General features: G+C 59.9%; 19 protein-coding genes and 1 pseudogene. 13 read left to right on the top strand and 7 right to left on the bottom strand.

Annotated elements, in window-relative coordinates; genetic code table 11:
• Positions 1 to 76 precede the first annotated feature (76 nt).
• Together V1290_RS32510 and V1290_RS32505 are read right to left on the bottom strand one after the other, a co-directional pair.
• On the bottom strand, positions 77 to 1519 hold the full coding sequence (locus V1290_RS32510; protein ID WP_334368130.1) for a PepSY domain-containing protein: 1443 nt from the start codon (positions 1517 to 1519) through the stop codon (positions 77 to 79).
• The gene (locus V1290_RS32505) at positions 1519 to 3900 is read right to left on the bottom strand and encodes a TonB-dependent receptor domain-containing protein (RefSeq protein WP_442895092.1); all 2382 of its coding nucleotides are present in this window, start codon (positions 3898 to 3900) and stop codon (positions 1519 to 1521) included. The genes V1290_RS32510 and V1290_RS32505 overlap by 1 nt, the downstream gene beginning before the upstream one ends.
• Before the next feature lie 160 nt (positions 3901 to 4060).
• Here V1290_RS32505 and V1290_RS32500 point away from each other — a divergent pair, with 160 nt between their 5' ends.
• Genes V1290_RS32500 through V1290_RS32490 form a run of 3 tightly spaced genes read left to right on the top strand, consistent with a single transcriptional unit; the run spans position 4061 to position 7648 of the window.
• Complete coding sequence (locus V1290_RS32500; protein ID WP_334368128.1) at positions 4061 to 4765, top strand: ABC transporter ATP-binding protein; 705 nt, start codon at positions 4061 to 4063, stop codon at positions 4763 to 4765.
• A 1-nt stretch (position 4766) separates the two neighbouring features.
• Positions 4767 to 6164, top strand: a complete 1398-nt coding sequence (locus tag V1290_RS32495; RefSeq protein WP_334368127.1) for an ABC transporter permease subunit — start codon at positions 4767 to 4769, stop codon at positions 6162 to 6164.
• 8 nt (positions 6165 to 6172) lie between these two features.
• Positions 6173 to 7648, top strand: a complete 1476-nt coding sequence (locus tag V1290_RS32490; protein ID WP_334368126.1) for a DUF3526 domain-containing protein — start codon at positions 6173 to 6175, stop codon at positions 7646 to 7648.
• 165 nt (positions 7649 to 7813) lie between these two features.
• On the opposite strand, the gene V1290_RS32485 is transcribed toward V1290_RS32490, so the two are convergent.
• Positions 7814 to 8320, bottom strand: a complete 507-nt coding sequence (locus V1290_RS32485; protein WP_334368125.1) for a transcriptional repressor — start codon at positions 8318 to 8320, stop codon at positions 7814 to 7816.
• 637 nt (positions 8321 to 8957) lie between these two features.
• On the opposite strand from V1290_RS32485, the gene aztC reads away from it, so the two are divergent.
• The 4 genes and pseudogenes from aztC (at position 8958) to V1290_RS32465 (ending at position 12887) form a co-directional block, all read left to right on the top strand.
• Positions 8958 to 9896, top strand: coding sequence for a zinc ABC transporter substrate-binding protein AztC (gene aztC, locus V1290_RS32480; protein ID WP_334368124.1), 939 nt, complete (start codon positions 8958 to 8960; stop codon positions 9894 to 9896).
• 51 nt (positions 9897 to 9947) lie between these two features.
• A complete protein-coding gene (locus tag V1290_RS32475) occupies positions 9948 to 11156 on the top strand; it encodes a hypothetical protein (RefSeq protein WP_334368123.1) in 1209 nt (402 codons plus the stop codon).
• Positions 11157 to 11289: 133 nt separating this feature from the next.
• Positions 11290 to 12284: pseudogene (locus V1290_RS32470) on the top strand (hypothetical protein).
• Positions 12285 to 12680: 396 nt separating this feature from the next.
• Positions 12681 to 12887, top strand: a complete 207-nt coding sequence (locus V1290_RS32465) for a DUF2905 domain-containing protein (RefSeq protein ID WP_442894088.1) — start codon at positions 12681 to 12683, stop codon at positions 12885 to 12887.
• Here the strand turns inward: V1290_RS32465 and V1290_RS32460 are convergent.
• Positions 12877 to 13149 carry a hypothetical protein gene (locus V1290_RS32460; protein ID WP_334368122.1) on the bottom strand — a complete coding sequence of 91 codons (273 nt, stop codon included), beginning with the start codon at positions 13147 to 13149 and terminating at the stop codon, positions 12877 to 12879. The genes V1290_RS32465 and V1290_RS32460 overlap by 11 nt on opposite strands.
• A 701-nt stretch (positions 13150 to 13850) precedes the next feature.
• Here V1290_RS32460 and V1290_RS32455 point away from each other — a divergent pair.
• Positions 13851 to 14672: a universal stress protein gene (locus V1290_RS32455; RefSeq protein ID WP_334368121.1), complete on the top strand. Its 822-nt coding sequence runs from the start codon at positions 13851 to 13853 to the stop codon at positions 14670 to 14672.
• A 501-nt stretch (positions 14673 to 15173) separates the two neighbouring features.
• Here the strand turns inward: V1290_RS32455 and V1290_RS32450 are convergent.
• Positions 15174 to 16118, bottom strand: a complete 945-nt coding sequence (locus V1290_RS32450; RefSeq protein ID WP_334368120.1) for a LysR substrate-binding domain-containing protein — start codon at positions 16116 to 16118, stop codon at positions 15174 to 15176.
• Between the two features lie 234 nt (positions 16119 to 16352).
• On the opposite strand from V1290_RS32450, the gene groL reads away from it, so the two are divergent.
• The 5 genes from groL (at position 16353) to V1290_RS32425 (ending at position 20640) form a co-directional block, all read left to right on the top strand.
• A complete protein-coding gene (groL, locus tag V1290_RS32445) occupies positions 16353 to 17996 on the top strand; it encodes a chaperonin GroEL (protein WP_334368119.1) in 1644 nt (547 codons plus the stop codon).
• A 164-nt stretch (positions 17997 to 18160) separates the two neighbouring features.
• Positions 18161 to 18625 carry a thiosulfate oxidation carrier protein SoxY gene (locus tag V1290_RS32440; RefSeq protein ID WP_334368118.1) on the top strand — a complete coding sequence of 155 codons (465 nt, stop codon included), beginning with the start codon at positions 18161 to 18163 and terminating at the stop codon, positions 18623 to 18625.
• 16 nt (positions 18626 to 18641) lie between these two features.
• Entirely contained in the window at positions 18642 to 18968 is a 327-nt protein-coding gene (soxZ, locus tag V1290_RS32435) for a thiosulfate oxidation carrier complex protein SoxZ (RefSeq protein WP_334368117.1), read from the top strand.
• Between the two features lie 89 nt (positions 18969 to 19057).
• On the top strand, positions 19058 to 19375 hold the full coding sequence (locus tag V1290_RS32430; RefSeq protein WP_334368116.1) for a c-type cytochrome: 318 nt from the start codon (positions 19058 to 19060) through the stop codon (positions 19373 to 19375).
• Positions 19372 to 20640, top strand: coding sequence for an NAD(P)/FAD-dependent oxidoreductase (locus V1290_RS32425; RefSeq protein WP_334368115.1), 1269 nt, complete (start codon positions 19372 to 19374; stop codon positions 20638 to 20640). Before V1290_RS32430 ends, V1290_RS32425 begins: the two co-directional genes overlap by 4 nt.
• 17 nt (positions 20641 to 20657) lie before the next feature.
• On the opposite strand, the gene V1290_RS32420 is transcribed toward V1290_RS32425, so the two are convergent.
• Positions 20658 to 22829 carry a heavy metal translocating P-type ATPase gene (locus V1290_RS32420; protein WP_334368114.1) on the bottom strand — a complete coding sequence of 724 codons (2172 nt, stop codon included), beginning with the start codon at positions 22827 to 22829 and terminating at the stop codon, positions 20658 to 20660.
• Positions 22826 to 23551 carry a sulfite exporter TauE/SafE family protein gene (locus V1290_RS32415; RefSeq protein ID WP_334368113.1) on the bottom strand — a complete coding sequence of 242 codons (726 nt, stop codon included), beginning with the start codon at positions 23549 to 23551 and terminating at the stop codon, positions 22826 to 22828. The genes V1290_RS32420 and V1290_RS32415 overlap by 4 nt, the downstream gene beginning before the upstream one ends.
• Between the last annotated feature and the right edge of the window lie 27 nt (positions 23552 to 23578).

The following is a 23578-nucleotide window of genomic DNA, read 5'->3' as shown; positions in this document are numbered from 1 at the left end:
AGCCCTCGGGGGCCCATCACGATTGATTGTGGTCGTTGCCTTTGCAGCGCATGGGTAGGAGGGCCAATTCGAATGGTCAGCGAAATTCAAGTCTCAGTCGCCGCCAGGCGATCACGATTCCGGTGATGCTGAACGCTGCTCCGAACGCGCATAGAACAACAATAATCGCGCTCCGCAGGCTAGGGCGCGCCATCAAGGCAGGAAAATCGAAAGTATGCAGCGCGCGGTACAGCCAGCGATAGGTTCGACGCTGCGCATCAAGCTTTTCCAGGTTGGCACAGCTAGCACCATCGATTTGGTACCAAACGTCCCCGCATATGGACCGATATACGGGAGCCGGTGCAACTTCAGATGCAAGGAAGTAGTGGTCATCTGGCGCGACAGCCGAAGTGCTCGAGCAGCTACCGACAGCGTGCGAGATCACGACATTGATCTGATCGGCTTGCAGGAACGGTGAAGCAAGTGCAGTAGACGCTGGAACGACGACGGAGAGCTGCTGCGCGTCAACTCCCGTTCGATTACGTTGATGGATGCGACCGCCGAAGGTGAACCACTCGATCTCACGGGTAGTCGGTGAAAGCGATGCGGGCACTGTCGCGGTCAGTTCGACCCATGCCGGCGTCCCGGCGATCCGGTCGGCTTCCGATCTGGTAAGCACGCCGGTGGAAAAGAGACGGCCATGGTCCATCGATAGCCATCCGCTAACAATCCACGTCATCACGAACGCAGCGCACGCCAATCCGAGCCAGTGATGCCAAGCATGCCATTTTCGGAAGGGAGACACGATACGGTCTCGCACGCGCCTCAGACGAAACAGGCCAACCATGAGGCCCGACAATGCCGCGATGACGGCAGCAAGGGACAACCACCAGACCGTGACGTTCCAGGTCATCCAGTCTTTGCGCAGCGCGGTCGGATAGATCCAATGCGCGACGCTTCCAACGTAGTTCCATGCGCGTTCACTGCGCGTCGTATCTCTCACGATCTCGCCGGTGCGTGACGAGACGTACAGCTCGGTTCTCGCAACATCGTTCAGAGCAATGCGATAGAGAGGTCGGTGTCCGTCGAGGTTGTTCGGGACCGTCCATTGATCATATTCTGCCAGTTCCACGAAAGTGGCCGCAGCAGGGTTCAAGCCGCGCAAGCGCGCGCACTCGGACGCGATGGCGAGTGCCACTTGCTCGGAGCTAATATCGGCCGCGCGCAAATCGTCAGCATGCAGGGCTTTCATGCCGGAGGCAGTCGACACCAGGTACACGGGACCGTCGCTGCGCTGCCACAGACGTACCCGCGTGACGCCTTTGAGCGTGCTCGCCGCGATAGCCTCGGCGGGACTGTGCCTCACCTTGGAAACGTCGAAGACGGACAATCCTCCGAGGCGCTCAGCTTCGGTGAGCGCCGGAAATGGCACAAAGTGCATCACGATACCAGATGCAAACCACATCACGAACAGCAGGCACAGCGGGATGCTCAGCCAGCGATGGATAAGGACCAGGACCCGCAACGGGCGAACCACCATCAGAATTTGAAGGACGCCCCGACCTCGTAGGTCCGCGGTGCCCCCAGGAGGATCTGGTCTGGATAGAATGGAGAGCTCCATGCCGCGTACTTCGCATCGGTGAAGTTACGTACCCGGAAGGTGACGCGCGTGCTGTCAAAAGTCGGGAATGTCGGTGACTTCGGAATGTCGATAAAGGCGAAGGCATCCGCCGTCGTATATGCGAGAAGCTTAACCGTATTGGCATCGGTGCTATAGCGGTCGCCGACATGACGAACCGAAACTCCGAGCTCGACCGGCAGCCAACCCGGATTAAGGAAACGATACGAGGCCCCGCCGTTCACGACAACTGCAGGAATATTCGGAGGGGTATTTCCCGAGAACGATCCGCCCGTAAATTCGTAGTCGGCATAGCGTGCGTGGACATACGCGACGTTGCCCCAGAACTTGAGCTCAGGGGTCGGACGCACTGCCGCGGCGAACTCCACGCCCTGCGATTTGACTTTTCCAGCGATGTTGAGGCGTTGGCCAGCCTGCGCTGAATACACATTGCTGCGCTCGATGTCGAAAGCCGAAAAGGTCCATTCGGCGCGACCATTCCACAGCAGATTCCTGACACCGGTCTCGTAGCTGCGGGCAGACGTCAAGGTTAGTTGCTGCGTCGGGCTCAGCAGGAAAATGCTGCCTGCCGACAAGTCGCTCGCCGTCGCATACTGGCTGTAGAACGTCATCCCCGGAATCGCTTCCCACGTGTATCCGATACGGCCGGTCACGGGCTGCCAGCTTGTGGTGTATGGGAAACCAGCCCCGCTGACGCCGTTGACGTCGGTGGACGTTCGATCGAGCTCGAAGGGATTGTAGCGGAGACCGCCGATAAGCGCGAAATTGTGCGTAATCTTCAGCCGATCTTCGAGATTGATCGCAAAGCTGTCGATGGTAGCGGTCTGTCGCTGCGTCGTCAGCAAACCATAATAGCCACGAAAGGGATCGACCAGCGTCACTTGATCAGAAGGAAAGTTTGCCGCGGCGGGCCTTGAAAAATCCAGGTGATAGAATTCGAGCGCCGTGACCAGGCGGTTTTCCATGCCGAATAGATGCGAATTCCACGTGAGATCCGTATTGTTGCCGACCAAGTTCTGGTTGTGATGGACATAGAACCGTTCACGATCAACCAGGTTGGTGGCGGAGTTGAAGGCGCTTACCTCATTGTTGTACCAGTCGCGGCTGGCATTGTAGTTATAGACCTGACTTCTCAGAGTAACGTTGCTCGTGAGATCCCACTCGAATCCTCCGCGTACCCATGACTCCTTGATGGTCTTGTGGTTGTCGAGCACGTTGTAGTTCGTTTTCAGCGTACGACTGTCGATGGTGACAGGCCCGAGATTGGTGCCGTTATAATCGGACACTTTCGTTCCGGACACGATGCCCGTGGTCGCAAAAGGACCGCTAAAGGCGACGGGAACGAGGGGCGTACCTTCGTAGACGCGCGCGTTGTAGTCCTTGTACTCGGTCGCAACGAAGACCTTGAACGATTCCGTCAACCGATAGTTCAGTTGACCGGATACGTGCAGGTTTTTCGTATTGGTGTCGTCGATGAAGCCGTTCTGCACGGACCGGCTGATGTCGAAGCGATAATCGAGGCCCTGGATGTTGGCGCTGCCCCCTGAACCATAGCCGCTTCGGATACTGCCGAACGAATCGAAACCGACGAACGCCTCACTCTTGATCGGACCGGTATGCGGCACCTTGGTGACATAGTTGATGGCGCCGCCGACCGCGCCCTGCCCCGACATCAAGGACGATGGGCCCTTGAGAAATTCGACCCTATCGAGGTTGAACGTCTCCATGGTCAGCGCCGTGAAGCCCGTCGGGCCGATATTGACGCCATTGTGGGTCACGTTGACCTGTTCGCCCTGGAAACCGCGCATCGAGAACGACACGTCGTTCGGCGCGTCGCTGGCGGTCACGCCGGTTGCGCCTTTCACCGTATCGATCGTCGTGTGATAGCCCTGCTCCCGGATCGTTTCCGCTCCGACGACCTCGACGGTGGCGGGGATTTCGCGCGGGGTCAGGCCCAGCCGGCTTGCGCTCGGCGTCACTACGTTTGTGTTCAAGGGCGTCGCCGGCGTCTGCTGCTGCCCTTGCGACTGCGGTGACGCCTCGGCGATGGTTGAGGGTCGCGGATTTCTGTTTGTCCGAGAGATACGGCCTCTTTGCGAATTCGACAGCGTCGGCACTCTCGCCGTTGGTCGCCGCTGCGGCGCGTCAACGGTAATAGGCGGCAACGAGCTCGCCGGCTGGTCGGGTGATGACGAAGCCGTCTGAGCTTGCGCTTCAGCCAAACCAAAAGGCAGAACGCCTGCCGCTATCAAAAGAGTTGATAGAGAAACCGAACACAACAGGTAACGCACACTTGCCCCCCACCCCGAACCGCCCCCACCCACGTCAAGGCTTCACAAGAGATATGTAATGTTATAACGTTACAGAAGTCAAGGCAGCCAAGAGGCCTCGTCATGCGACCGCAGATCAGCGGCCGACGTGGCCAGTGGAGGTGTGAGATCCATGCTCGATGCGATTGAAGTGACGAAGCAGTTTGGCGCCAAGAGTGCCCTGGATAATGTCTCGCTCAGCGTCCTGCCTGGCGAGATCTATTGCCTCTTGGGGGCGAACGGCGCGGGCAAGACGACGCTGGTCAATCTGTTCCTGAATTTTCTCCAGCCGACATCCGGCAGCCTCCAAATCGGCAAGCTCGACGTCGTGCGTCAGCCGCTGGAGACGAAGCGGCTCCTTGCATATATCCCCGAACAGGTCACGCTCTATGGCGTGCTCTCAGGTCTGGAAAACCTGGCATTCTTCTCTTCACTCGCAATCGGAGAGCATTTGCCGCGGCAGCGGTTGCTTGAACTGCTCGAGGCGGCAGGTCTCCCTCGTCAAGCAGCCGATGACAGGGTCGCGACCTACTCGAAAGGCATGCGTCAGAAGGTGGGAATTGCCATCGCGCTGGCCAAGAATGCCAAAGCCCTCTTGCTCGACGAGCCCACCTCAGGACTGGACCCGTCCGCGGCCAACGAGTTCTCGGAGCTTCTCGTCAAGGCCAGCAACGACGGCGTGACCGTCCTGACGACAACACACGATCTCTTCCACGCCAAGCAGACCGCGACCCGCATCGGCATCATGAAGCAAGGGCGGCTGGTGGAAGAACTCAGGAGCGAGGAGGTCAGCCATGCCGATCTTGAAGCGCTGTACCTCAAGCACATGAAGAGTTGACGTGTTCGCAATCATCGCCGCCAAAGATCTTCGCGAGCTCACCCGCGACGGGCGTCTGCTCTGGGCCGGAGGACTGGTCGTTATCCTCATGCTGGTGGCTCTGGCGGCCGGATGGAATCGGCAGGTTCAGCTCAATAGCGAACGGTCGGCAGGCCAAGCCCTCGACCATGACGCCTGGCTTCACCAAGGCTATCGGCACCCGCACGATGCGGCGGAACAGGGCATGCACGTGTTCAAGCCTGAACCATCGCTTGCCGTCTTCGATCCCGGCATTGGGCCATTTGTTGGCTCGACCGTCTGGCTACAGGCGCATCGCCAGAGCGAAGTCAAATTCCGGCCGGCCCAGGATGCAACCGGTTTGCAGCGGTTCGGCGAGTTATCGCCAGCTTGGCTTCTTCAGGTTTTGCTTCCCCTGCTCATTATCGTCATCGGCTTCAACTCTGTGAGCAACGAGCGCGAACGCGGAACGTTGCGCCAGCTGCTCAGCCTGGGCGTGCCCGCGCGGAGCCTTCTTTACGGCAAAGCGGCGGCGCTTGCGAGCTGCGTTGGCATTCTGATTGCTCCAGTCGGCCTTGCGTTTGCAGTACTCATCGTTGCTCGCCTACCCGCTGGAGAGCGCGTGGACGTGGTCTATCGGATCGCGTGGCTCGCGGCGGGATACGGCCTCTATCTCGGCTTTTTTGTGTTTCTGACCCTGGCGGTATCGGCCCTCGCGCGTTCATCGCGGACCGCCCTGGTCTTGCTCCTGGGCTTCTGGGTCGCCGCAACGCTGATTGCTCCGCGCACCGCCTCCGAAGCGACGAATTTGCTCCATCCCACGCCGTCCCGGCTAGACTTTGACAATCAACTCGCGCACGACGTGGCAGACGCTGGCCGCAAGGCCTGGTCCACCCACTTCGGTGCGCGAACGCCGTGGGATCCATCGGTTCCGCTCAGCAAGTGGGGCGCGGCGCTGAAAGTTGATGACGAGGCGGGTTACGGCGCACTTGATGAAAACTTCGGCAGGCTTTGGGACACATTCGAGCGTCAACAGCGCGCGCAAGAGTGGGTCGGCCTTGTTGCTCCGGTCGTTGCACTCCGCGGCTTCTCCATGGGCCTGGCGGGAACGGACTTTTCCCAACATCGCGACTTCTCAACCGCGGCCGAAGCCCAACGGCGGAAGATTCAGAACATTGTCAGCGAGGACTTGATTGAACACGCCGATCGCTTGGGTAATGCGCATTTCACTTACAGGGCTGGCCCCGAGCTGTGGGCAAGCGTGCCGCAATTCAAGTATGAACGTCCGTCTGTGTCGTTTGCCTTGGCGCACCATTGGGCGAGCCTTGTGCTGCTCGCCGTCATGTTCTGCCTCTCCGTCGCGCTTGCGCAATATGCGCTCTCCCGTCCGCTGATGCGCTAGGTAGTCGAATGAAGATAATGCAGCCTCGCCCGCTCTCCACCTTGTCGCTGATCGTACTGCACGAGGCCCGCATCCTTGTCCGCGATCGCACGCTGCTGCTGGTGTGTTGCGTTCTGGCCCTCATGGTGGGTTACGGACTATTTGTGGGACTGGCGCAAGCAACGCTCCGCGACCGCATGGTCGCTCAAGTCCTCAAACACGAACAAGAGACCCAAACGGCAAATAGCGGGATGCTCCAATCCGTTCTCGCTGGCCAAACCGCGCTGATACCGTTCTCCAATCCCGCGAACCCCGCTGCCATGGCCGGCACCTTGTCCGGGCGTTACGCCACAATGCCCAACGCGCCGCTCGCGGCGCTGGCGATCGGTCAGTCGGACATGATGCCCAATTATTACCGCATCACCTATTTGAGCAAAGTTCAGTTCATGTACGACACGGAAATCGAAAATCCCTGGAATCTGCTCAGCGGACACTTCGATCTCGCCTTCGTTATCATATTCGTGCTGCCTCTGCTGGTTACGACGCTCGGGTACAACCTGCTGTCGGCAGAGCGCGAACATGGCACCTTGCGCATGCTGTGTTCGCAACCGCTTTCCATCGCAACGTTGATGACCGGGAAAGTCGTCGTGCGCATGCTTGCGCTGCTGGCGATCGTCATTCCCGTGCCGCTCGTGGTCCTGCTTTTGATCCGTCCCGAAGCCCGCGGCGCGGAGCAACTGGTCTTGATGCTGTCGTGGTCGGCGCTGGTGGCGGCGTATACCTTGTTCTGGTTCGCGGTCGCGGCCTTGGTCAACACCATTGGCCTCTCATCTTCGACCAACGCGTTGATCATGGTGGCACTCTGGACGATTCTTGTGCTCATCTTGCCGGTGACAATGAACCTTGCCGTGGGATTGGTTAGCCCGGCTCCTTCCCGCACCGAATTGGCCAACCGCACGCGTGTCGCAACCGCCGAATCATTGCGCGAATACGAGGACCTCTATAGCGCGGATTATCGTTATGCCTCCGATCCGGAAGCGCTGCTGGTAAAAAATGAACGTATCGAAGTGCCTTCGCGCATGCGTGCATTTTTTCTGGCCAAGCAAAAAGTCGACGAACGAATCGAGCCGCTTTTGAAACGTTTTGATCAGCAACTGCTGCAACAGCAAAAACTTGTCGACAGGCTGAGCTTGCTATCGCCTGCAATGCTCGTCAATGAAGCACTGACCTCTATCGCCGGCACTGATTCACGCCGTTTCCTCGCGTTCAAGGATCAAACAGAGGCGTTTCACAAAGAATGGCGGCAGTATTTCTCTCCCCGAATCCTGGAGAGCCGCGCTATGACCATGCGTGACCTGTCATCATTGCCCCGGTGGCATTGGATTGAGATGCCGGCAAGCGAAATCAACTGGAGCATCTGGTGGCGGGCCATGTTGATGCTGGCGCTCGCGTCCGTGCCTGGCGGCCTCGCGCTTGCGCGCTCGTCCCGCCGATCGATCGAGTAACTGTCCAAAGCGTTTCCGATCAAGACACCTCTCGTACGGAGAGTCGCCAAAGCTATCGACAACTGCAGTGAAGCCGAGACGGGGTATGACGCTTGCCGCTGCTCGCCGGCAATGCTCCTTGCGCCTAGCCGCGAGATTGGCCGATCCTGCCACAAGCCATGGGGGTCAGCGTTCGGGCGTACCCGCGCATTCCGCACACTCGCCCTCCACCTCGATCATCGGATGGCGGGGCCTGAAGCCGGCTGTTTTCGCTGCGCCCCGCAAGCCGCGCGCCACCAGTTCGGAGGCCGCCTCCTGAACCGCGCCACATTGCGCGCAAACCATGAAGACTACCGTTTCGCCTTCTCCGTGCAGATGATCGCAGGCGAAATAGGCCGAGCGGGACGCCAGCCGATGGACGCACCCTGCCTCCTGCAGGAATTCGAGCGCACGGTAGACCTGCACGGCCTTGAGCTTTCGCGCATCGCTCACTTTCTCTGCGATCTCGTAGGCGCTCATCGGCTTTCCGGACGCCGCAAGCAAGGCAAGCACGCTTTGGCGCATCGGCGTGAACGGCACCCCTTTCGATACCGCGTACGAGCGGGCGCGAGACTCAACTGCATCGCCATCGACGGGGTGACCATGCGTCTCTTCGTGCGCGCAAGTTACGCGCGGATCTGGATTGCGATGCATTCCGTTCACCTTGACGGTGTAACAGTATAACAGTTATTGTGCTGTTACAACATTACACCCAGGATCGTTCATGACCAAGTCCCAAACAGGGGAGGCCCCCCTGCTCCCCGTCTCTATTCCGTCCCGATTCTTCGGCGGCAGAAAGAGGGCCATGGGCCAGATCATTCTTGGGATTGACTTCAGGTCCAAGCGCCGAGAGCGAATTTACGACGCAGACAAGGTCTGGTCCGGAGAACATACGATCCTGGACTACACAGAGATCTAGGGCGATTGCGCGCGGAAGTGATCTTGCGCCCCTTTTCGCGCGACGTGATTGTTATGTTATAACATTACATAGTCGCTGCAACAATTCAGGCTGAGGCGAGCACCGCATGGACGCGATCATTAGGGAGTGTAGGCACCGCGTTCGGTCAATCCGCGCGCCTTTTGGCGAGGATACCTCGTTTCGCCCTTTTCAATCTGAGCTGCGCCGTCAATGCGGTCACCTCTGTCCCGGGGTCGTGCGAGCGCGGCTCCAATCCAGCGATCATCGGAAAGCGTCCGGGTGCGGTCGGCAACCGCAGCGATCGATTCCTCGCCAAGAACTGTCCAGCGCCACCGCCATCAAGCACCTGAAACAACGAGAATACGACGGCTCATGCTCAAGACGTTAAGAACGGTCGTGCTTGCGGGACTCGTCTCGCTATCACCGCTTGCTGCTGGTGCCGCGTCGGCCAAGAAGCTCAATGTGGTCGCCAGCTTCTCGATTATTGCTGACTTTGCGCGTCATGTCGGCGGAGACCGTATCGATCTTCGCTCACTCGTCGGAGCAAACGGCGATGCCCACGTTTACGAACCCAAGCCCGCGGACGTCAGAACGATTGCCGCCGCCGATATCGTACTCGTCAACGGCCTTCAGTTCGAAGGCTTCTTGAGACGCCTTATCGAAGCGAGTCGAACAAAGGCGCCGGTTGTCGAGCTTACGAAAGGAGTCCAGCCGCTCAAGAGCACTGAGCAAGCGCACCATCACGGGCAGTCTGGCCCTCATCACCACCATGGCGACCATGATCCCCACGCGTGGCAAGCGGTTCCGAATGCCCGGATCTACGTCAAAAATATCGTAGACGCGTTCTGTTCGATCGATCCACCCGGCTGCACGACGTATGAGACAAATGCCAAAGCCTACGATTCGACTCTCAGTGCACTCCATGACGAGATCAGAGCGACGATCGCACCCATCCCGCCCCACAAGCGCGTTGTCATCACCGCGCATGAGGCATTCGGCTACTTCGCTCACGAATACGGTTTGACATTCCTTGCGCCAGAAGGCCTCTCAACAGACGCCGAGGCCGCAGCATCCGACATCGCCAGTCTCATCCGGCAGATCAAGCGGGACAAGGTCGCCGCGGTCTTCGTGGAGAACATCACCGATCCCCGTCTCGTGCAGCGAATTGCCGCGGAAACAGGGTCGAAGGTCGGCGGAGAGCTCTACTCCGATGCTCTGTCCCGGCCCGACGGGCCGGCGGCCACCTACGTTGACATGATGAAGCACAACGCCTCGACAATTCGGAAAGCCATCGTGCCTGATGTCCCCTGATCGAACGCGCCTTATTCGGAATGCGAATGTTGCTTTGAGAGGAAATATCCGATGACCAGAGTTCAATCCGGCACCATCGTTGTCCTTCTGACGACAATCGCCCTCAACTGCGGTGCTTTTGCTGCCGAGAAAACGGCGTGGCGCCTGTTCGTCTCCGATCATTCCGAGCCAATTGTGCATGTCGTCGATCTCCCCAAGCAGGAGAAGATCGAAACCTTTGCGACCAAAGCGCCAGCTCGTCTCTACCGCAGCAAGACCGGACGGACGGTCCTTGCCGTGCAGAGAGGCGCGGACTTGGTCACAGCGATTGATAGTGGTATATCATTTGAAGATCATGGCGATCACGGCGACATCAAAGTCAAGGCGCCGCGATTGCTTGGCGTCGAGATTGCGGGCAAGCAGCCATCGCACGTGGTCGAGTATGGTGGTGAGATCGCGATCTTCTTCGATGGCGAGGGCCGCGCTCGAATCGCATCCGAAAGGATGATCCAGGAATCGAAGTCTGTTCTGCGCGAAACCGCACCGGGAATGCCTCACCATGGGGTAGCGGTTGCGAATGATCGCCACACGCTCATTTCCGAGCCTAACGTCAAGAACTCGGATGAATTGCCCATTGGCATCAAGATCGTCGACAAGTCCGGTGCGCAAATCGGCGGCATTCATTCGTGCCCGGACCTGCACGGCGAAGCAACATCAGGAAGCATCCTAGTTTTCAGCTGCGCTACCGGACTTCTCGTTGCCAGCATGGATGGGTCCACGCCGCAGGTTAAGCACCTTCCCTACGCCGCCGCGCTGCCAAGCGGCAAGACGACTACCATGCTTGGCGGACGAGGCTTGCAATACTTCCTTGGCAATTACGGGTCGGACAAGGTCGTCCTGATGGAGCCCACCGACGCGGAACCTTTCCGCCTCGTGACATTGCCAATGCGGCGGGTGGATTTTACCGTCGATCCAGTCCGCGCAAGATTCGCGTACGTCTTCACGGAAGATGGACGATTGCATCGATTGGACGTTATCGCCGGAAAGCTTGACGGATCGCTACGAGTGACCGAGCCCTATTCCATGGATGGCGATTGGAATGATCCGCGCCCGCGGCTGGCAGTCGCTAGTGACATGGTCGTGGTCACTGATCCGGCAAGAGGCGTCGTTTCGCTCGTCGACGCGATGAGCCTCACGAAGGCCGGCGAAATTACCCTCGGCGGGAGGCCCTTCAACATTGTGGCGGTGGGCGGGTCAGGTCAGATTCATGACGAGAAGTAGGCACGGTATCCGACAGCCATGGTCATCGCTCCGATTGATAAAGACAGGAAGTCTTCTGAAGCGAGGACGTCTTTGCGGGACGTGGCGATATCCACGTCAAAGTGCACAATGAGTCGACAAGAGAGATGATCCGTTGCGGTCCAGATTACACCTTCTGAATATCGCCGGCCTCGGTTTCATAACCACCTTGTCCAGTTCGGGTCCGGCACTTGCGATGGGGCAGTCGTCGGACGTACCGGCTTGGTTGCAGGCCCATGTCGGCGACCGCGATGGTCAAATCGCACGAGCGGTCTTGGAGAGAGCTCGCGCGCTTTATCTGAAAAAAGTGCGTGAAGGCGCGGTCAGAAGTCTCTGCTACTTCGCCATGGATGCCACGCGGCCCAACTATGCAAGTGAAGGCATATTGGGGCGCCGGTTTTACATTATCTGCGAAGCCGACCGGTCGTTCCGCGCAATTTCAGCGGGTCACGGCAGCGGTCACGATTTGAAGGGCATCGTGGATTTTGCAAATGGGAGGCGGTGCGCGAAGAACTTCAGCAACGCGATCGATTCCAACCTGACGACCGGCGGTGCGTATGTGACGGCCGAAACGAAAACATCCTTCAAAGGATATTACCGCGTTTCGGCAAGGCAAGACGCCGCTTTGGTACGCTCTTTCGTTCAGTTTGACGGCGAAGGCGAGACCGCAAATGCCAGGCAGCGCGCGATCGGCGGACATGCAGCAGTTTCGCTAAAGGGCGTATGTCTTCGAAAGGATCCACACAGCCCATACGCAAACCACGATGGTTACGTTCCGTTTGGAACGCTGGTTGATTACTCTGCAGGCCGTAGCAATGGCTGCACAAGTTGGTCACCGTCGGACGTCCGGCAAATCATCCCGATGTTGAAAGACAATCCGACCACGATCTACATTTATCCTGAATCACACGACATCGACGCCATCGGCAAAGCCGTTGCGGCTGGGCAATTGCCATCGCGCCGGGATTATATTGGAATGCATCCTGCTTGAAAGAGATCGGCTCTCCGAAATTTTGGTCAAAAGGAGATCTCGAGCCAATCCTTGCTCAGTACAAGAAGAATCATCCGGCGCCGCCGTCGCGACCCCCGCCGATTTGCAAGGAGCCGTGAACTTTATCCCTCATCGCTGGTCGTGACGAATGAGCGTTGCAGAGTTTGGACCTCAGCGGCCGAGATTGTCGACGGTTCGGCTTACGGTCTCCGCCGATCAGGAATAGAATGAACCAATATCCGCGGGTGCTCGTGCCCGTAGGCGGGCCCGGCTAGACATTGTGGCGCAACTCTCCGTCATGCCCCTTCATCTGACCCATATACGGGCCATTCAACCCAAAATCCTGTGAACAGCGCAATCATGGTGTCAGCTTGCCCAAGTGCGTGTGTCCAATTCGCTCGAAAACGCTATACTGACCCATCCGAGCCGTGCGACGGACGCGGTCACAGCAGCACGCCAAATCCCGCTTGCGCTCCCTCGATCGGCTCACCCACGGTGATCGAAGGCTCGGCGCAATGTCGATCTCGCGTCTGCTCATCATCTTCGGCTTGTCGCTCGTTGCGCTTGGGCTGCTATGGCCAGTGATCAACAAGATCGGCTTGGGCCGGTTGCCCGGCGACATTGTCATCGAGCGCGACAACTTCCGCGTTTATATCCCGCTCGCAACATCGCTGCTGGTCAGCGTGACCCTTTCTCTGATCCTTTGGCTCGCTAACCGTTAGCCGTCGGCGCCTTTCGCTCTGGGTGGACGGCGCTCGGGAGCGTTCGCGGCCGGCCTGCCGGCAGCATCATCGTCTGCGCCGTGAGCAGCCACGGCATCCACATAAATCGTGTGGCCTGCACCCAAAACGTGAAAGGGTTAGCTGCCTCGAACAAGGACACGAGCGCTTCGAAGGACGGTGTTGCCCGCAGGTTGATCGACATCTGCTCCCAATCACCATTCGGCGATTGCCGGTGAATGATGTCGATGTCGAGGCCGGGCAAACGAGCTCCTGCTCTTGTGGCATCGATATCGCTGTCTCGACTGTACGTCCGCTCAGGCATCGGCCTTTACCATCTCCGTGCACCGATTCATGCAGCGCGCACCTACCTGCCGCGATCGGCTTATTGATTATCGCTCATCATTCCCGGCAATGAAAGCTCGGAAAGTTGCTGCCACGACCATGGCCGCACCTTGCGGAAGGTCGGAACCCCGCCGCCTAGTGGCACATGATCCTCTAGCTGTGGTGGCGCGCTTGATGTTCGCTCCGGCTCCCGGGTCCTGCCGCGGCGGATCGCCTGCAACCCAACGCGGGCGCCGGGCTTCTGCGGGCGCGCCAGAGCGAGCCGAGCACGACGGTCTGGCTATGCTTCCGCGCGGTAAAGATTTGCGGCTTCCACGCACCGGGTCCCAACCAGGAGAAGTTTCTTCGCCTGTATTCCGAGAAGGTCGTCCCAAAACTGCGGACCGCATTCGGCTGATCGGATTTCCGGTGTGTGTGTACCGAGAACTAAACACGGAGGATGGTAGAGAGGAGCCTTGAAGTGGTGGCCCTTTGCGGAGCCTCGCTGTTATCTGACGCTTTCGCGCCAGTGCCCTTACCGAGTCGACCGTGAACGATAGGAGCTGGCACTAGGACTGCCGAAAGCCACTACTATATTATTTCAACAGAAAGGGAGGCGATCACCTAACTGGAGGCAGACGCATGATCAAGGATATTCTTGTCAACCTGTCTTACGGGGCATCGCAAGATGGCGTTTCCAACTACGCCTTATCGGTTGCGGAAACATTCGGCGCACACATCATGGGGACCGCCTTCTATCCGGCAGTGGTCGGTGGCGTTGACCTGTCGGCTAACTTTATTCGAGCCCAGCAAGCTGAAGCTCAAGAACGCGCAGAGTCCGTGGCCACCGCGTTTGACGAGGCGACGCGTCGCGCCGGCGTTTCAGCTGAAACGCGCAGAATTCAAGCTGACGTCGGCGACGTACCAACCCAGTTTGCGCATATCGCAAGACGATTCGATCTTTCCGTCATTGGCCAATTTGAAGGGGACCGGGATCATCGAACCACGAATATCGTCCTTGAGGCAGCGCTGTTCGAATCCGGAAGACCGGTGCTCATCGTACCTTTTATTCAGAAGGATCGCCTCAAACTCGATCATATCATGGTGTGCTGGGATGGCAGCCGGGCAGCCGCCCGAGCGGTCGCCGATGCCATGCCGTTTCTTACCCGATCGGGCACGACGAGTATTGTTGTTGCGGACACCCAGAGCGCCAAAAGCGCAGACCGTCCGGGTGCGGACATCGCGACCCACTTGACCCGTCACGGAGTAAACGCCACGATTGAGCGCATTCCCGTCAGCAAGATCGATGTTTCCAATGCAATCCTGTCATATGCAGCCGATACAGGTGCCGACCTCATCGTCATGGGCGGGTACGGGCATTCCCGGCTGCGGGAGTTTATTCTTGGCGGAACGACACGTGGTATGCTTGCCTCGATGACCAAACCCACATTGATGTCGCACTGATCGGATATTCCAACCCGTCATGAGCAAGTTTGAGCTAGCTTCAGCAAACAACGCCCAACCTCGTGATATCGACATCGCGCGTGCAAAATCGACTTATGACGCGTAACCATCACGGCGCAGATATCCGCGTTTAAGCTGGGGGTTCGAGACGGTAGAGCGCTACATCGCGACGCCCCACTATCGCAGAAGCACTGTTTTCCTATCGCCGGGCTGCTTAACCGGGCTAGTGGTCATACAGAATGAAAACTGCGAACACGTATATATCGGTGAAACTACAAGATTACCTAGGGCGCGAAAGATTAGCACGCAGTCGTGGCCCTGTTGTGCGAGTTGGAGAAAGGTGAGTTAGTCGCTTCTGCGGCGGGCTACGATCGTTGGAAGCCGCTTGCGATCCGCAGTCGTAGCCTTCACCAGACCACGATGCCCTTGCGCATCTTGCAGTTTTGCATCTTCGTAAGCTGCCAGAGTCTCGAACGCCCCCCATTGGTTAAATCAGCACCACTAGATTTCCGTTCGTCGAGCGGTGCGTTCGTGGCGGATACATTGCGGCCAGGCGGGTGCCTTCAGCGCGTTCTTCACCATCTGACCAAGCGCCAGGAAATCGACCTTGCGTGGAGACGTCCGGCGCCACGCCAGCCCGATACTACGGCCGGGTTGCGGTTCGACAAAACGGAGGAGCTTCACTCGGTCGTCCCGCAACTCGGCATCGGCCGCGACTTCCGGAACTAGCGTGGCGCCGTATCCGCTTGCCACCATTTGCATGACCGTTGCAAGGCTCGTTGCACTGAGGCTCGAGGCCACGGTCCAACGCCCCTTGGCACAATAGTCGAGCGCCTGATCCCGCAGACAATGGCCTTCTTCCAGCAGAATGAGCTTACGCTTCTTCACGTCGCCGGGCGTCACGCGCGCCGTTTCCGGAAGAGGGTCGTGGGCGGGTACAGCAAAGAGGAAGCGGTCTCTCATGAGATGGAAAACTTCAACCGCGGCCGCCTTGAGCGGTAACGCCAACAACAATACTTCGAGAGCGCCACGCTCGAGATCAGCGAGCAGCACCTTAGTCTGTGCTTCCACCAAATCAAGGCGCAGGTCGGGATACCCGAGCTCCAGTTGCGGCAGCAACCGCGGCAATATATACGGCGCCAGCGTCGGGATGACGCCAAGGCGCAACGTTCCGCTCAGCACCTTGGCTCTGTGTTGAGCCAGGTCTGTCAGATCGCGCACTGCACCAAGGATCACTCCGGCGCGTTGCGCAATCTCGATGCCAAGTTCGGTGAACATCGGCGCACCCGGGCGCCGCTCGATCAACTCTATGCCGAGAAGCCCTTCCAGTTCGTGGATCTGCATTGAAAGAGCAGGCTGGCTGACACAACACTCCGCCGCGGCTCGTCCGAAATGCTGATGACGGGCAAGCGCATCAAGATAACATAGCTGCCGGGTCGTGATCACCCCGATAAGATATTCTTAATGCCGCGGCAAAGCAATTTGATTGGCTTTTTGGCCGCTAGCTTAAAACATTAGACGGCCTGAAATCGTGTGGGTTGAAATCACCAGCGCAAGCGCGCCGCACGTGCACGCTCCGAGGGTCTCTGTCGTACGGACAAGCAAAAAGGGAGGACCGCAAATTCGGACTTATACGCCCGCGGCGCCCGCGAGGTCACCTGATCAAATCGGGAACCATCCATGGTAGGGAAGCAAATCGCATTTTCCGGCAGGGCGCGTGAAAGCATGCTGCGCGGTGTCAACATTCTCGCCAACGCGGTGCAGGTGACGCTCGGGCCCAAGGGCCGCAACGTGGTAATGGAAAAGTCGTTTGGCGCACCCCGCATTACCAAGGACGGTGTGACGGTCGCCGGAGATATCGAGCTCGAGAACAAGTTCGAGAACATGGGGGCGCGCCTCGTGCGCGAGGTCGCGAGCAAGACCTCTTATGTCGCCGGTGACGGCACAACCACTGCAATCGTACTTGCGGCTTCTCTCGTTCGCGAAGGCACCAAGGCAGTCGCCGCCGGCATGAATCCGATGGATTTGAAGCGCGGCATCGACCTTGCGGCCGAGGCTGTCGTCGAGGATCTCAAGAAGAACTCGAAGAAGATCACCTCCAACGACGAGATCGCGCAGATCGGCACCATCTCCGCCAATGGCGATGCAGAAATCGGCGGGTTGCTCGCCGAGGCCATGAAAAAGGTAGGCAATGAGGGCGTGATCACGGCCGAAGAAGCGAAGTCGCTTGAGACTGAGCTCGACGTAGTCGAGGGCATGCAGTTCGATCGGGGTTATCTCTCACCCTACTTCATCACCAATGCCGACAAGATGCGTGTGGAGATGGAGAATCCCTACGTCCTCGCATATGAGAAGAAGCTCTCGGACTTGCGGGAACTGCTGCCACTGTTGGAAGCCCTGGCGCAGACGGGTAAGCCGCTGCTCATTATCGCCGAGGAGGTCGAAGGCGAAGCACTCGCGACCCTCGTGGTCAACAAGCTGCGCGGCGGCCTCAAGGTCGCGGCGGTGAAAGCGCCCGGCTTTGGCGATCGCCGCAAGGCGATGCTGCAAGACGTCGCCATCCTTACCGGTGGCACCGCGATCTTGGAAGATCTCGGCATGAAGCTTGAGAACGCCACGCTCGACATGCTCGGCCGCGCCAGAACGGCAATGATCGACAAGGAGAGCACCACGATCGTCGGCGGCGCCGGCAAGAAGGCGGACATCGAGGCCCGCATCAACCAGATCAAGCAGCAGATCGCGGAGACCACCTCCGACTATGACCGCGAGAAGCTAGAGGAGCGGCTTGCCAAGCTGGCCGGCGGCGTGGCGGTGATCCATGTCGGGGGAGCCACCGAGATCGACGCGAGGGAGCGCAAGGATCGTGTCGACGACGCGATGCATGCGACCCGTGCCGCGGTCGAAGAAGGCATTTTGCCGGGTGGCGGCGTCGCGCTGCTGCGCGCCGCCAAGGTGCTCGCCCGGGTGAAGCCAGCCAACGAGGACCAGAAGCACGGCGTTGACATCGTCAGGAAGGCAATCAGCTGGCCGGCGCGCCAGATAGCACTGAACGCCGGCGACGACGCCTCGGTCGTGATCGGCAAGATCCTGGAGAAGGAGCAGTACAACTGGGGTTATGATGCCCAGACCTGCGAGTACGGCGACCTGGTCTCCAAGGGCATCATCGATCCAACCAAGGTGGTGCGCACCGCGCTGCAGGACGCGGTCTCGGTCGCCGGCCTAATCATCACCACTGAGGCCATGGTTGCCGAGTTGCCGACGCCGCCGCCTCCACCTTTGCCGGGCCATGACCACGACCACCATCGCGGCGACATGGAATTCTGAGCCGATCGCGATCGCGCACACCGGCCCCCTCGGCCGCGCCTACGGTCGCAGCCCCCGCGAGGAGGAGGAGTCGTCTTGTGAGAGCACCCATGGTAAGATTTTAACGTTAGAAATATCGAGCGCCCGCTTGGAGAGTTCCGCCTGTCGGTAGCGAGGATCTCGCGTTGAAGACAAAACCACTTGGCGTTACGCGCCGAACCGTCTTGACCGCCGCCGTTGCGGGGAGCACCGGCTTTGCAAGCGCCGCTCGCGCCTTATCACCGCCCCCGAACGATTACGCGGTGGATCTCGTCAAGCAACTGACCGGAAAAACCCCGACCGCATCCGATCGTCTGCATCTGGTGATGCCGTGGACCTTTCCGAATGGATACACGGTGCCGCTTACGCTCGCGATCGATAGTCCCATGACGGAAGCCGATCACGTCAGGCACGTTTCTGTGCTGGCGCCACGAAACCCGCTAATTCAGGTCGCCACCTTTCATTTCCTCCCGCAACGCAGCGAGCCCCGCGTATCGACGCGTATTCGCCTTGCCGAACCGCAATACGTCCTGGCGGTGGCGGAGATGAACGACGGTACGTTGCTGATGACCGAAACCTGGGTCGAGGTCGCCACCAACGGATGCAAGTGACGGAAGGAGGTGCGGAATGTTCACTCCGGTGCCCCGTGTGCACGTGCCAAACGCCGTCGCGAACGGTGAAGTGTTTCCGGTCAAGACCCTGATCAGCCATCCGATGGAGACCGGGCTGCGACACGATGACAAAGGGAATGCCATCCCGCGCAAGATCGTCAACAGGTTCATCTGTCGCCACAATGGCGTCATGGTGTTCAGCGTCGATCTCCACGAAGCCATGGCGGCGAATCCGTTTATCGAATTCTACTTACGCGCGACAGAGAGTGGCCGGCTCGAGTTCGTTTGGGAGGAGGATGGCGGCGGCATCTATGTATTGGAGCACCAGCTCACTGTCGCCTAATGGTGTTGTAGTGATGTTGCCATGCTCCTTTTCACGCCATGAACAAAGGTATCGGCGATCGCAGACACGGGGGTGGAGCCGGTCTCAGCATGTGCAAAATCATCGCCGCTTCCATTGCTGTAGGTACGTTCTTTGCTTTCGCCGATCCCAGCCTGGCGGCGGATCGCGATGGTGGAGCCCAACTCGCAGCGATGTGCGCGTCCTGCCATCGTCTGGATGGCGGCGATGATGGTGTTCCGACGGTCCTCGGCATGAGTCCGGAGATGCTCACCCGCGCAATGCTTTCGTACAGATCGCGTGAGCGCCCGAGCCATATCATGCGCGCCATCGCCCTGTCGCTCAGTGATGAAGAAATCGCAACCGTGGCGCGCTATCTCGCAGCGCTGAGCAGGCAGGTTAGGCCATGAAGTCCCGGACGCGTCGAGAGTTCGGCTGCTTGACTGGAGCAATGGTCCTCGCAGGGCTCGGTCCTCGATTAGCTGCAGGTGAGGCCAAGGCAAAGGTTGTCGTCGTCGGTGGCGGCATCGGCGGTGCCACGGCCGCCAAGTACTTGGCCGCCAGCGCACGAACCATCGAGGTCACGCTGGTTGAGCCAAAGCCGCGCTATACCACCTGCTTTTTCAGCAACCTTTATCTCGCAGGGCTATGCTCGCTCGAGTCGCTTACGCATGGCTATGAGACGCTCGCGCAACGATACGGCATCAATGTCATTCATGACTCCGTGACAGCGGTTGATCCGGTCGGAAAAACCGTCGGGCTCAAGAATGGTCCAAAATTGCCTTACGACCGCGTCGTCGTTGCCCCCGGCATCGCTTTCAACTACGACGCCCTCGCAGGGTATGACGAGGCAGCAACTCAGATCATCCCGCACGCCTGGAGCGCAGGCCCACAGACGCAGCTTCTGAGACGGCAACTCGAAAACATGGAGGACGGCGGCGTCTTCGTGCTCGTTGCGCCCCCTAACCCGTTTCGCTGCCCGCCCGCCCCATACGAACGTGCCTCTCTGGTTGCTTATTATTTCAAACAACATAAACCGCGCTCGAGGATCCTGATCCTCGATGCGAAAGATAGCTTCAATTCACAGGATCTATTTCTGGATGCCTGGGAGCGACACTATCGGGGTATGATCGAATGGCTGCCTGCCCAATTCACCGGTGGAATAAAGGCCATCGACGTGAAGGAGCGATCCGTCAAGACTGCGAGCGAGACATTCAAGGCCGCGGTCGCAAATATCATACCCCCGCAAATGGCCGGCCAGTTCGCGCAGCAAAACGGCCTCGTGGATCAATCTGGCTGGTGCCCGATCGATCCCATAACGTTCGAATCGAAGCTACAGCCGGGAATCCATGTGGTGGGCGATGCGAGCAGTGCCGGCGACATGCCGAAATCGGCGTTCGTTGCGAATAGCCAGGCCAAGGCTTGCGCGTTTGCCATCACCGCGGCGCTGACCACGTCCGAGCGCCAACCGCCTCATTTGTTCAACACTTGCTATACTTTTCTTAGTCGCGACGACGCGGTGAGCAATGCTGTCAGCTTCAAGCCCGCGGCCGGAACGATCAAGATCATCGACAACTTCGTCAGCCAAGTGCAGGAAAGCGTCGAAACCCGCCACCGGACCGCACGCGAGGCGCAAAGCTGGTACGCTGCCTTTACGCGCGACACGTTCGGCTAGCTCCCGCTTCCGAAGTGTCAACCCGCTTGGAGAACTTCACTATTGACCGGAACGGCGGTGCTGCGAGGTGGAGGAGCGCTCTCCGCCGCGGCGAATGGAGCTGGTTCAGGCAGCCGCTCCAGCCGCAGCGAATTCAGTACGACGACAATGCTTGAGCCTGCCATCACTGCCGCTGCCCACACCGGCAGGAGTAATCCGGCCATCGCCAGACCCACGGCGATGAGATTATAACCGAACGCCCACGCCAGGTTGGTGAGTATAGTCGCGCGAACGGCGCGAGCGACGTCGATCACCCACGGCAGCATCCATAGCCCTCGCGGAGGAAGCACGACCGCGGCGGCCTCGCGGGCGAGGTCAGTCGCCGAACCAACGGCAATCCCCACATCGGCTCCGGCCAACACCGGCGCGTCATTAAGGCCATCACCGACCATCGCGACCATGCCATGGTTTCGCCGTCGCCGTTCCAGCGCCGCACGCTTGGCAGCGGGCAGTAGGCCCGCCTCGATATCGTCGCTCTCGATCCCGACTGCTGCGGCAATTCGCTGCGCGGCCACCGGAAGGTCGCCGGTCAACAGTATCGCGAGCACCTTGCGGCGACGCAAAGCTTCGACCGTCGCGCGCGCCTCTGGGATCGGCGTATCGTCGAGCGAGAGCACGGCACGCACCCGCTCGCCCCAGCCGACATAGATCACCGAGTGGCCAGTCGCTTCGCGCAATCGCCCGCGCTCGGCCAGACCGCAGGCCAGCGGCCAACCCAACTCCCGCATCAAGATCGCGCTGCCGGCCGCCACGGTCTGCCCGTCCGAGTTGCCGCGGATGCCGCGTCCCGGCACGACCCGAACGTCGCGGCTGACGATCGGCTCGAGTCCACGCGCCGCAGCGGCGGCGACGACGGCGCGGGCCAGGCCGTGCTCGGAATGGCGTTCCAGCCCCGCGGCATGCGCGAGCGCAGCGTCGGCGCTGGTGCCGTCGGTTTCAATGGCGACAACGCGCGCCTTGCCCGACGTGAGCGTGCCGGTCTTATCGAAGGCGATCAGCCGGATGCGCGCAAGCGCCTCGAGCGCGGCAGGGTCGCGCACGATGCAGCCGCGGCGGGCCAGTCGTCCGATACCCAGCGACGTGGCCATCGGTGCCGCCAGTCCCACCGCGCACGGACAGGCCACCACCAGTACCGCAAGGCCGATCAACAAGGCGCGGTCAAACGCCAGGCGCCGTGCCCAGTACGCCGACGCTCCAACCCCCAGCATGAGAATGATCGGTACGAATACGGCGACGATGCTGTCGGCAAGGCGCTGGCTTGGGCTGCGGCAAGTGAGCGCATCGCGCACCGATCGACAGATCTGCGCCCAGCGCGTCGCATTTGCCGCGCCGCTGCTTTCGATGAGGAGCGGGCCGTCAAGATTGTGACTACCGGCGATCACTTGCGATCCGACGTCCTTGGTGATCTGCCGGCTTTCGCCTGTGATCAGGGCCTCGTCGGTGTGCGATTCGCCCTCTTTGACCACGCCATCGACGGGGATGCGCTCCCCCGGCCGAATCCGCACCAACGTACCGGCGCCGACCTCGCGCACCGGCCGGCGATACTCTCCGTCGCCATCAACGACGGTTGCCCACTCGCTCTCCGCCGCCAATAGCGGCTGCAGGTCACGCGCCGCCCGTGCGCGCGCGACGGCATCAAGATAGTAGCCCACGGTGAACAGCATCAGCACCATGCTTGCGGTGTCGAAATAGACATTGGGGGCGCGCTCGATGACGGCGAAGGCGGAATAGAGATAGGCGGCGCCGACGCCGAGGACGATCAACGCCGAGGAGGTCAGGCGTCCCTCCTTGCCGTTGAGCCATGTCTCGCGCAGAAACGGTCCGCCGAGAATGATCACCGCGGGCGTGGCGAACAGCCAGAGCAGGAGATGAATCCAGGGAAGCATATCGGCATCCGCGCCGCTGAAGGCGCCGGCATACAGGAGCAGGCTGAACAGCATGATATTCATGGAGAGAAAGCCGCCGACACCCAGCCGGATCAACAGCCAGGCGGCCTCCCACTCCTCGTTTTGCCCGTTCTTGACCTGGTAGGCGATACAGCAGCCGTAGCAGCAGAATGCGCAAGCCTCACCGTTCACGGTGCGCCGCATCGCCCGCCGCCCGATGGGTAACAGGCAATGGCTGCACAGCGCACGGTTATGTGCCGTCATGCGGGATATCCTCCTAGCCAACCATGCGCGAAGTGCGCGGCGAAAGGCAGGACACCGCGGCCGACGGTGACGAGACCAAGCAGCAAAATGCAGCTGCCGGCCAGCCACACGCCACGTTGCCGCCACGCCGGCGCAAGTGCTCGGCCGACGCCGCCCGTCAGCAGCAACGCGGGGAAGGTCCCGAGCCCAAACGCGGCCATGGTAAGAAGGCCGTACAATACTCCGGCCGTGCTCGCCGCTTGGGCGGCAAAGGCGTAAACCAGCGGACAAGGCAGGAAGCCGTTGAATACGCCAAACGCAAGCGGGGCGGCGTGTCCCGGCGCCGTCAACAGGCTGCGCAGGGATGCCGCGAGGGTACCCAGACCCGAGTTGGTCGTGATGCGATGCAGGCGCGGCAGCAGGCCAAAGAACTGCAGCGCCATGGCGATCATCAGCAGTCCGGCGAGGATCGCGAGAATCCGCTGACCGGTGTCAAGCGAACCGCTCAGTAGCGGGACTGTCGTTCCCTGCGGCGTGCATATGACCTGACCGAGGGCGCCCGCGAGTCCGCCGAGAAAGCAGTAGGTCGTCAATCGACCGGTATTGTACAGCAGATGGCGCAGAACTGTCGCGCCACGTCCCTGCGGATCGCGGCCCAGCGCACAAGCGAACCCGCCGCACATACCGATGCAGTGAAAGCTACCTGCGAACCCTGCGAAGAAGATTACGAGATAGGCGCTCATCGGCAGATTGCCCTGCCCGTCCAACGC

It is taken from the genome of Bradyrhizobium sp. AZCC 1578, assembly GCF_036924675.1.
In the GTDB taxonomy this organism is placed as follows: domain Bacteria; phylum Pseudomonadota; class Alphaproteobacteria; order Rhizobiales; family Xanthobacteraceae; genus Bradyrhizobium.
Note: the sequence above shows the minus strand (reverse complement) of the source record. Positions and strands in the feature narration are given on the sequence as shown.